At 69.1% G+C, this 9,230-nt stretch carries 8 protein-coding genes; 4 read left to right on the top strand and 4 right to left on the bottom strand.

Annotated elements, in window-relative coordinates:
* Nucleotides 1–87: 87 nt before the first annotated feature.
* Both VDQ18_RS12025 and VDQ18_RS12030 read right to left on the bottom strand, forming a co-directional pair.
* Nucleotides 88–2,904 (bottom strand): [protein-PII] uridylyltransferase, encoded by a 2,817-nt coding sequence (locus VDQ18_RS12025; RefSeq protein ID WP_323021176.1) that lies wholly within the window; start codon nucleotides 2,902–2,904, stop codon nucleotides 88–90.
* A 9-nt stretch (nucleotides 2,905–2,913) separates the two neighbouring features.
* On the bottom strand, nucleotides 2,914–4,140 hold the full coding sequence (locus VDQ18_RS12030) for a penicillin-binding protein activator (RefSeq protein WP_323021177.1): 1,227 nt from the start codon (nucleotides 4,138–4,140) through the stop codon (nucleotides 2,914–2,916).
* Between the two features lie 118 nt (nucleotides 4,141–4,258).
* Between VDQ18_RS12030 and rsmI the strand changes: the two genes are divergently transcribed.
* The 4 genes from rsmI to VDQ18_RS12050 all read left to right on the top strand — a co-directional run bounded on the left by rsmI (nucleotide 4,259) and on the right by VDQ18_RS12050 (nucleotide 7,491).
* Nucleotides 4,259–5,173 carry a 16S rRNA (cytidine(1402)-2'-O)-methyltransferase gene (gene rsmI, locus VDQ18_RS12035; RefSeq protein WP_323021178.1) on the top strand — a complete coding sequence of 305 codons (915 nt, stop codon included), beginning with the start codon at nucleotides 4,259–4,261 and terminating at the stop codon, nucleotides 5,171–5,173.
* Nucleotides 5,170–5,523 (top strand): YraN family protein, encoded by a 354-nt coding sequence (locus VDQ18_RS12040; protein ID WP_323021179.1) that lies wholly within the window; start codon nucleotides 5,170–5,172, stop codon nucleotides 5,521–5,523. The genes rsmI and VDQ18_RS12040 overlap by 4 nt, the downstream gene beginning before the upstream one ends.
* A 124-nt stretch (nucleotides 5,524–5,647) precedes the next feature.
* A complete protein-coding gene (gene gshB, locus VDQ18_RS12045; RefSeq protein ID WP_323021182.1) occupies nucleotides 5,648–6,589 on the top strand; it encodes a glutathione synthase in 942 nt (313 codons plus the stop codon).
* Complete coding sequence (locus tag VDQ18_RS12050; RefSeq protein WP_323021180.1) at nucleotides 6,586–7,491, top strand: alpha/beta hydrolase fold domain-containing protein; 906 nt, start codon at nucleotides 6,586–6,588, stop codon at nucleotides 7,489–7,491. The genes gshB and VDQ18_RS12050 overlap by 4 nt, the downstream gene beginning before the upstream one ends.
* Here the strand turns inward: VDQ18_RS12050 and VDQ18_RS12055 are convergent.
* Both VDQ18_RS12055 and VDQ18_RS12060 read right to left on the bottom strand, forming a co-directional pair.
* Nucleotides 7,454–8,971: a YifB family Mg chelatase-like AAA ATPase gene (locus tag VDQ18_RS12055; protein WP_323021181.1), complete on the bottom strand. Its 1,518-nt coding sequence runs from the start codon at nucleotides 8,969–8,971 to the stop codon at nucleotides 7,454–7,456. The genes VDQ18_RS12050 and VDQ18_RS12055 overlap by 38 nt on opposite strands.
* Before the next feature lie 185 nt (nucleotides 8,972–9,156).
* The coding region (locus VDQ18_RS12060; protein ID WP_323021183.1) for a hypothetical protein at nucleotides 9,157–9,230 on the bottom strand (74 nt) is incomplete at its 5' end.

Below are 9,230 nucleotides of genomic sequence, written 5' to 3' on the forward strand. Positions count from 1 at the left end.
CTTCCCCGGCGGTCGCTCCCAGCGTCCCGGGCAGGCGCCGAGGGCCGCGCCCGGCCCGGAGCGCCGGCATCGGGTGCCGCGCCCCTGTCACCCCTGCGCCGCCCGCTGCGCCCCGGCCTCGATGGCGGCGCGCAGCTTTTTCTCCAGCGATTCCTGCTTGGATTTGGCGTGCAGTTTCAGGCCGAACATGTCCTTGACGTAGAAGCTGTCCACCACCTGCACGCCATAGGTCGCGATCACCGCGCTGGCGATGTAGATGTTGTTCGCGGCCAGGGTCCGCGTCAGGTCATAAAGCAGGCCGGGACGGTCGCGGGTATCGACCTCGATGATCGTGTAGATATCCGAGCCCTCGTTGTCGAAAACGATCTTGGTCGGCACCCGGAAAGCGCGTTCGCGCTTCTTGACCTTGTCGCGGTCCTTCAGCGCCTGGGTCGCAACCACCTCGCCGGCGAAGGTCTTCTCGATCATCTTGCGCAGGCGGGGCAGGCGGGCTTCCTCGTAGGGTTTGCCCTCGGCGTCCTGAATCCAGAACTCGGCCGTCGCGTAGCCGTCCTTGGTCGTGTAGGTCCGCGCGTCGACGATGTTGGCACCGACCAGCGCCAGCGCCCCGGCGAGGCGCGAGAAGATGCCGGGATGGTCGGCCAGCGCGAAACAGGCGCGGGTCGCGTCGCGGTCATCGACCAGTTTCAGGTCGATGCGGATCTCGTTGTTGGGCAGGTCGCGCAGCAACTGGGCGAAGACGACATGCGTCTCGGGCGTGAGGCCCTGCCAATAGGGGCCGTAATGGCGCGCCGTCTCGACCGCCAGATCGGCGCGCGGCCAATCGGCCAGCGCCCGGCGGAGCGCGCGCTTGGCCTCATCCTCGCGGTTCGAGCGGTTGAGCGCCTCGGCCCCGTCCTGCAGCGCCGCCGCGGTATCGGCATGCAGCGCCCTGAGCAGCATGGCCTTCCAGTTGTTCCAGGTCCCGGGGCCCACGCCGCGGATGTCGCAGACCGTCAGCACGGTCAGCAGGTCCAGCCGCTTCTTGGTCTTCACCAGCTTGGCGAAATCACGGATCGTGCGCGGGTCGGCGATATCGCGCTTCTGTGCCATGTCGGACATGAGCAGGTGATGGCGCACCAGCCATTCCACCGTCTCGCATTCCTCGGGGTTCAGGCCCAGCCGAGGCGCCACCTTGCGGGCGATCTGCGCGCCGAGGATCGAGTGATCCTCGGGCCGGCCCTTGCCGATGTCATGCAGCAGAAGCGCCACATAGAGAACCTTGCGGTTCACCCCGGCGTCGAGGATCGCGGACGAGAGCGGCAGCTCTTCCTTCAGTTCCTTGCGCTCGATCTGGGCCAGGGCGCTGACGCATTGGATCGTGTGCTCGTCCACCGTGTAATGGTGGTAGACGTTGAACTGCATCATCGCCACGATTGGCTCGAATTCGGGGATGAACGCGCTGAGCACGCCCAGTTCGTTCATCCGCCGGAGCGGCCGCTCGGGGTTGCCGTGCTTGAGCAGCATGTCGAGGAAGATGCGCGCCGCCTCGGGGTTTTCCCGCATGTCGGCGTCGATCCGGTCGAGGTTGGCGGCAACCAGCCGCATCGCGTCGGGGTGCAGCAGCATGCCCGTGCGCAACCCTTCCTCGAAGATCCTCAGCAGGTTCAGGGGATCGGCGAGGAAGCTCTTCGGATCCTCGATATCCAGCCGGTTCAGCTCGACACTGTAGCCCGGCTTGACCTTCTTGCGCCGCCTGAGCAGGCCCAGCAGCTTGGGCGCCCGCTTGACGTGACGCTCTTCCAGCGCGGTGAGGAAGACGCGGGTCAGTTCCCCCACGCGGGTGGCGTGGCGGAAGTAATCCTGCATGAAATGCTCGACCGCCCGGCGCCCGCCGTGGTCCAGATAGCCCATGCGCTGCGCCACCTCGGGCTGCAGGTCGAAACTCAGCGTATCGGTGGCCCGGCCGGTCAGGATGTGCAGATGGCAGCGCACCGCCCAGAGGAAGGTCTCGGCGGCGCGGAAATTCTCGTATTCCGGCTTGGTGTAGAAACCCAGGCCCACCAGTTCCGCCGCCTTCTGGGCGCGGTGCATGTATTTGGCGATCCAGTAGAGCGTCTGCAGGTCCCTGAGCCCGCCCTTGCCCTCCTTGACGTTGGGCTCCAGCACATAGCGCTGGCCGCCCTGCTTCTGGTGTCGGTCGGACCGCTCGGCCAGCTTGGCCTCGATGAAATCGGACTGGGTATTGGCGAAAAGCTCGGACCAGAGCCGGTCGCGCAATTCCCTGGCCAGCGTCGCGTTGCCGGTCAGGAAGCGGGTCTCCAAGAGCGCGGTGCGGATCGTGTAATCCTCACGCCCCAGGCGCAGGCAGTCCTCGACCGTGCGGCTGGAATGGCCGATCTTCAGCTTCAGATCCCACAGGATGTAGAGCGTGGATTCGATGACGCTTTCCGCCCAGCCGTTCAGCTTGGTCGGCGCCAGGAACAACAGATCCACGTCGGAGAAGGGTGCCATTTCCGCCCGGCCGTAACCGCCGACCGCCATGACGGCGATCCGCTGGCCCTTGGTCGGTGCGCCGTTGGGATGCAGGTTCAGCTGCGCCACCCGCAGCGCGGCGATCACCACCGTATCCGTCAGCCAGCTCTGCGCCCGGACATAGCTGCGCGAATCGCGGGGCGAGCGGGCGAGGGCGGCGTGCAGCACCGCATTGCCCTGCCGCAGGACCTCGCTCAGGACCTTGACCGTCAGCGCCCGGATCTCGCGCGCGTCGTTCTGACCCGCCAGCCCCTCGCGCAGCGCCGTCTCCAGCGCGTCGAGGTCGCAGATCCGCCCCGCCTCGACGATCAGCGATTCGTCGGGGCCGGGGGCGGGGGGCAGGGCATAGAGCCGCTCGGCAAGGGCCAGAGGGGCGGCGGCTTTGTCCATGGACGGATCCTACGCGCCGGGACCGGCGAAGCTGCGCGGCGCCGGGTCCAGGATGACCAGTGCATTGTTGCGGATCGTGGCCACCGCGAGCCCGCGCTCGTTGGTGCCGTCGGACAGGAAGCGGAAGACGCCGTTCACGCCGACGAAGCCCGATTGCTGGCGCAGCGCGCTGTGCGACAGGGCCTCGTTCGAGCCGGTGCGCAGCAGCGCGCCGATGGCGGCGATCCCGTCATAGGCCAGCCCGGCAATCGGATGCGGCGTCGCGCCATAGGCGGCAGCATAGCGGCTCTCGAACTGCTGGGTGACGCCCGGATCGGGCAAGGTGAACCAGCCGTCCTGCAAGCCGCGCAATTGCAGCGTGGCGGGCGGGATGTTCCACTGCGTCACGCCCATGAACTGGAATTGCGGATAGGCGATGCGGTTGTCGGGCAGCAGCTGCGCCAGCACCGGCAGGGCGCCCGCGCTGTCGGCGGTGAACAGGATCGACTGCGCGCCCGAGGACCGCGCCGAAGAGGCCATCTGCGGCAGCGCCGCGACGATCCCCTGCTGCGAGAAATCATAGGTCTCGGTCGCGACGATCTGCGCGCCGGTCTCGGCCGCGGCCCGGTTGACCGAGGCCATCATCAGCTCGCCCGCGGTGGTCCGCTCGCCGATGATCATCACCCGGCCGCGGTTGTTGGCCATGGCGTAGGACAGCACGCGGCGCGCGGCGTTGTCCGGCGTCAGGCCCAGCACGAAGACGTTGTTGCCGGCAATCGCCGGGTTGTTCGAGAAGGCCAGCACGTTGATGCCCAGCGCGGCGACGGCGGTGCCGACGGCCGAGGCCTCGGCCCCATGCACCGGACCCAGCAGGATGCGCGCACCCTCGTCAACCGCCTGGCGGGCGACCTGCGCGGCGATGGCGGGGTCGCCCTGGGTGGCATAGACGCGCAGGTCGATCTGCACGCCCTCCAGATCGGCGATGGCCAGCCGCGCGGCGTTTTCGAGGTTCGCGGCCAGGATGTCGTTGCCCTGGGTCGTGGACCCGGACGGCACCAGCAGGCCCACGGCCACGGGCGCCGCGGTGTTGACCGGCGCGGCGTTGCGGGAGCCGCCCAGCGCGATCGGGCCGCAGGCGGCGAGCGACAGAAGGCCGAGCAGCGCGCCGCGGCGGGTGGGAGCAGCAAGAGCCGTCGACGACAGGATGGAAAGGGGCTGGCGGTCTTGGCGCTTGCGTGCGGGGGCTTCGCTATCCATCGAATTCCTCACGGATCAGGTCATGCAGGGCGGGTTGCGGTGGCGTTCGCCGCGGGCGACACTATGGCACACAAGTATTGAACGCCGGGGGTGAAGTAAACGTGTCTGTGGAACGAGCATGAACGAGACGCAAGAGTCGGGGGACGAGGACGCGCGGCAATCCGCCGGGATCGAGGCCCATTCGGCGCGCCCGGGGCGGGTGCCGCCGGGGCTGCATCTGGTCTCGACGCCGATCGGTGCGGCGCGCGACATCACGCTCCGCGCGCTCGACCTCTTCGCCGGGGCCGATGTGCTGGCGGCCGAGGATACCCGCAGCCTGCGCCGGTTGATGGAGATCCACGGCGTGCCCCTGAAGGGCCGCCCGCTGATCGCCTATCACGACCACAACGGCGCCCAGGTCCGGCCGCGGATCATGGGCCTGCTGGCCGAAGGAAAGTCGGTGGCCTATGCCAGCGAGGCCGGAACCCCGCTGGTCGCCGACCCCGGTTTCCAGCTGGCCCGCGCGGCGATTGCCGAGGGTTTTCCGGTGCTTGCCGCGCCCGGCGCCTCGGCCGTGCTAACCGCGCTGGCGGTGGGCGGGCTGCCGACCGACCGCTTCTGCTTCCTCGGTTTTCCCCCTGCACAGGGCGGCGCGCGCAAGAGCTGGCTGGCCGAGGTGACGGGGATCCCGGCGACGCTGGTGATGTACGAAAGCCCCAAGCGCATTCACCGATTGTTAGATGAATTGGGGGAGTATGGGGAACGGGAGGTCGCGCTCTGCCGCGAACTCACCAAACGCTTCGAGGAGGTGATTCGAGGCTCGCTTGCCGAGGTGACGGCAGCGATTGCCGACCGTGACCTCAAGGGGGAGATCGTTTTGCTGCTCGGGCAGGCGGCGGCGCGGGATGCGGCGCTTGATCTCGACGGCATGCTGCGGGCGGCGATGGCCGATGTTTCGCTGCGCGAGGCGGTGGATGCGGTGGCGGGGGCGACGGGCCTGCCGCGGCGGCAGGTGTATCAGCGGGCGCTGGCGCTCGGGAAAGGGGACGAATGAGCGGATTGGTTTCCTATCATGCGGGTCTTTCGGCCGAGGGGCAGGTGGCGCGCGATTATCAGCGCCGGGGCTTCCCGCTGGTCCGGCATCGCTGGCGCGGCAAGGGCGGCGAGATCGACCTGGTCATGCAGGACGGCGACGGGTTCGTCTTCGTCGAGGTCAAGAAAAGCCTCAGCCATGCCCGTGCGGCCGAACGGCTCTCGGCCCGGCAGATCCAGCGCCTCTATGACGCGGCGTCGGAATTCCTCGGCACCTGTCCGGCCGGGCTGAACACGCCGGCCCGGTTCGACGTGGCGCTGATCGATTCCTTCGGCCGGATCGAGATCCTGGAGAATGCGCTCTGCGCCTGACGCCTGCGTGAAGACCGCGGGGAAATACCCGAAGCGATTGAAACTCCGGCGCGTCTGAGCCATCTATCCGCAGGGGGTGCCGGATCGGCGACCCCTTCGCGGATCGGCAGGAGGTGTCATGGCGCTGCGTATCGCTTTCCAGATGGACCCGATCGAGGGCGTCAACATCAACGCGGATTCGTCCTTCCGCCTGGCGGAAGAAGCCCAGGCGCGGGGCCATCAGCTGTGGGTCTATACCCCCGACAAGCTGACCTTCGACGAAGGCCGCGTCGTGGCCCGGGCCCGGCCCTTCACCGTCAAGCGGGTGCAGGGCGATCATGTGGCCTTCGGGGCGGAGGAACGGCTGGACCTTGCGACCATGGATGTGGTCTGGCTGCGTCAGGACCCGCCCTTCGACATGGCCTATATCACCACCACCCATCTGCTGGACCTGATCCGCGACAAGGTGGTGGTGGCCAATGACCCGTTCTGGGTGCGCAATTATCCGGAGAAGCTGCTGGTCCTGACCTTCCCGCAGCTGACTCCGCCGACGATGATCGCAAGATCCCTTAACGAGATCAAGGACTTCAAGCACCGCCATGGCGATGTGATCCTCAAGCCGCTCTATGGCAACGGCGGCGCCGGGGTGTTCCGCCTCGACGCCAACGACCGCAACCTCTCGTCACTCTACGAGCTCTTCACCGGCTTCTCGCGCGAGCCGCTCATCGTGCAGAAATACCTGCCCGCCGTGACCAAGGGCGACAAGCGCGTCATCCTCGTCGATGGCGAGCCGGTCGGCGCCATCAACCGGGTTCCGGCCGAGGGCGAGACGCGCTCGAACATGCATGTCGGCGGCCGCCCCGAGAAGGTCGAGTTGACCGCCCGCGACCGCGAGATCTGCGCCGCCATCGGCCCCCTCCTGCGCGAGAAGGGCCAGGTCTTCGTCGGCATCGACGTGATCGGCGACTGGCTGACCGAGATCAACGTGACCTCGCCCACCGGCATTCAGGAGCTGGAGCGGTTCGACGGCATCAATGTGGCGGCCCGCATCTGGGAGGCGCTGGAAGCCCGGCGCGCGGCCAAATGAGCTGGCAGGCCCGGGTCGCCCGCTTCGTCGGGCTGAACCTGACGCGCCCCTCGCTGGCGCGTCAGCGCGATCCGCGCGCCGCGCGGGCGCATTTCGAACGGATGGCGCGGCGTTTCTGCCGCCTGCCGCCGCGCAGCCTGCTGCTGGAGGCCGAAGAGGGCGGGGTGCCGGGTCTGTGGATCTCGAACCAGCCGCAGGACGATGGCGTGATCCTCTATTTCCACGGTGGCGCCTATCTGATGGGCAGCCCCCGCACCCACGCCGCGCTCGCCGCCTCGCTGGCGCAGCGCACCGGCACCCGGGTCTTCGTCGCCGGGTATCGCCTGGCGCCCGAACACCCCTTTCCCGCCGCTTTCGAGGACGCGCTGGCCGCTTATGACGGGCTGGTCCAGCGCGGCCACCGGCCCGAGAGCATCGTTCTGGGCGGCGATTCGGCCGGAGGCGGGCTGGCGCTGGCGCTTCTGGGCCATCTGTGCCGCGAGGGGCGGGTGCCCGCAGGGCTTTTCGCCTTCTCGCCCTGGACGGACCTCACCTTTTCCGGCGCCTCGCTGGTCACCAATGCCTCGCGCGATCAGGTGCTGCCCGCGCATCGCCTGACCGAGACGCGGGCGCAGATCCTGGGCGGGGCGCGTCCGGCCGATGCCGACGACCCGCGCCTCTCGCCGCTGTACGCGACCTTCCCGGCGGCGCCGCCGGTGCTGATCCTTGCCGCCGAGACCGAGATCCTGCGCGACGACGCCCAGCGCATGCGCGGCCGTCTGCCCGGCGCCGAGATCCGCATCGCCGGGGACCTGCCGCATGTCTGGCCGATGCTGCACGGCTGGCTGCCCGAAGCCGACGACACGCTCGATCACACGGCGCGCTTCATCCTGTCCCGTCTGCGACCAGCAGCCGAAAGCTGATCGCTTCGGCCACATGCGGCGCCCGCACGCCGGGCGAGCCGTCCAGATCGGCAATCGTCCGCGCCACCCGCAGTACCCGGTGATAGCCCCGCGCCGTCAGGCCGAAGCGCTCGGCCACCAGGGCCAGCGTCTCTTTCCCTTCGCGGTCGGGCGCGGCGATCTCCTCCAGCAGGGCGCCCTCGGCATCGGCATTGACACGCAGCCCCGCCCGCCCCTCGAACCGCGCCTCCTGCACCGCGCGCGCGTCGGCGACCCGGGCGGCGATGGCGGCCGAGGGCTCGCCGGTCGGCGGCAGGTCGAGGTCGGACCAGGCCACCGGCGGCACCTCCAGCCGCAGGTCGAAGCGGTCCATGAGGGGACCCGAGATACGGCCGATGTAATCCTCGCCGCAATGGGGCGCGCGGTTGCAGGCGCGGCCGGGCTCGGCCAGGTAACCGCAGCGGCAGGGATTGGCGGCGGCGACCAGCAGGAAGCGGCAGGGATAGCGGGTATGGGCATTGGCGCGGGCCACGACCACCTCGCCGGTCTCGATGGGCTGGCGCAGGGTTTCCAGCACGGTGCGGGGAAACTCCGGCAGTTCGTCCAGGAAGAGGACGCCGTTATGGGCGAGGCTGATCTCGCCCGGTTTGGCGCCCTTGCCGCCGCCGACGATGGCGGCGACCGAGGCCGTGTGATGCGGTTCGCGGAAGGGCCGGGTTCGGGAGATGCCGCCTTCGTCCAGAAGCCCGGCCAGCGAATGGATCATTGAGGTTTCAAGGGCTTCCATGGCCGACAAGGGCGGCAGAAGTCCGGGCAGGCGGGCGGCCAGCATGGATTTGCCGGAGCCGGGCGAGCCGACCATGATCAGGTGATGGCGCCCGGCCGCGGCGATTTCCAGCGCCCGCTTGGCCCGTTCCTGACCCTTGACGTCGCGCAGGTCGCGGGCGGTGGCAGCAGGGGTGACCTCGCCCGGGCGGGCGGCGGGCAGGGGGGTGCGACCGGTGAAATGCGCGATGGCATCCTGCAGGCTGGAGGGCGCCAGCACCCGCGCGGCGCCGACCCAGGCGGCCTCGGCCCCGCAGGCGCGGGGGCAGATCAGGGTGCAGGATTCCGCGGCTGCGGTCATGGCGGCGGGCAGGGCGCCCAGCACCGGCACCAGCGCCCCGTCGAGCGACAGCTCGCCCAGCGAGACGGTTTCGGCCAGCGCATCGACCGGGATGATGCCCAGCGCGGCGAGCAGGGACAGGGCGATCGGCAGGTCGAAATGCGAGCCCTCCTTGGGCAGGTCGGCGGGCGAGAGGTTCACGGTGATGCGCTTGGGCGGCAGGGCGATGGCCAGCGAGGCCAGCGCGGCGCGGACCCGTTCGCGGGCCTCGCTCACCGCCTTGTCGGGGAGGCCCACGACATGAAAGGCGGGCAGGCCGGGGCTGAGGACGCATTGCGCCTCGACCAGACGGGCCTCGAGCCCGTCAAAGGCCACCGTGCGCGCGCAGGCCAGCATGCGATCCCCCGTTCTTGCCCCAGGAGCCGAGGATTGCGGTCAAGGTTTTAGGAATGGTTAACGGGATCTTGCGGATGTCGGAGACGGCGCGGCCAAGCGTGAACGGAAAAGGCGCGCAGGGGTGCCCCCGCGCGCCTTCATTGGCCCGTAGGATGGGCAATATTGCCCATCCTACAACGCCCTGATCACTTCAGGATCTTGGAAACGACGCCGGCGCCGACGGTGCGGCCGCCTTCACGGATGGCGAAGCGGAGCTTCT

The organism is Pararhodobacter sp., assembly GCF_034676075.1.
Lineage (GTDB): Bacteria > Pseudomonadota > Alphaproteobacteria > Rhodobacterales > Rhodobacteraceae > Pararhodobacter.

Coding starts and splice junctions, on each gene's coding strand:
- VDQ18_RS12025 (WP_323021176.1), bottom strand. CDS start 2,904: ATGGACAAAGCCGCCGCCCCTCTGGCCCTTGCCGAGCGGCTCTATGCC.
- rsmI (WP_323021178.1), top strand. CDS start 4,259: ATGAACGAGACGCAAGAGTCGGGGGACGAGGACGCGCGGCAATCCGCC.
- VDQ18_RS12050 (WP_323021180.1), top strand. CDS start 6,586: ATGAGCTGGCAGGCCCGGGTCGCCCGCTTCGTCGGGCTGAACCTGACG.
- VDQ18_RS12055 (WP_323021181.1), bottom strand. CDS start 8,971: ATGCTGGCCTGCGCGCGCACGGTGGCCTTTGACGGGCTCGAGGCCCGT.
- VDQ18_RS12030 (WP_323021177.1), bottom strand. CDS start 4,140: ATGGATAGCGAAGCCCCCGCACGCAAGCGCCAAGACCGCCAGCCCCTT.
- VDQ18_RS12040 (WP_323021179.1), top strand. CDS start 5,170: ATGAGCGGATTGGTTTCCTATCATGCGGGTCTTTCGGCCGAGGGGCAG.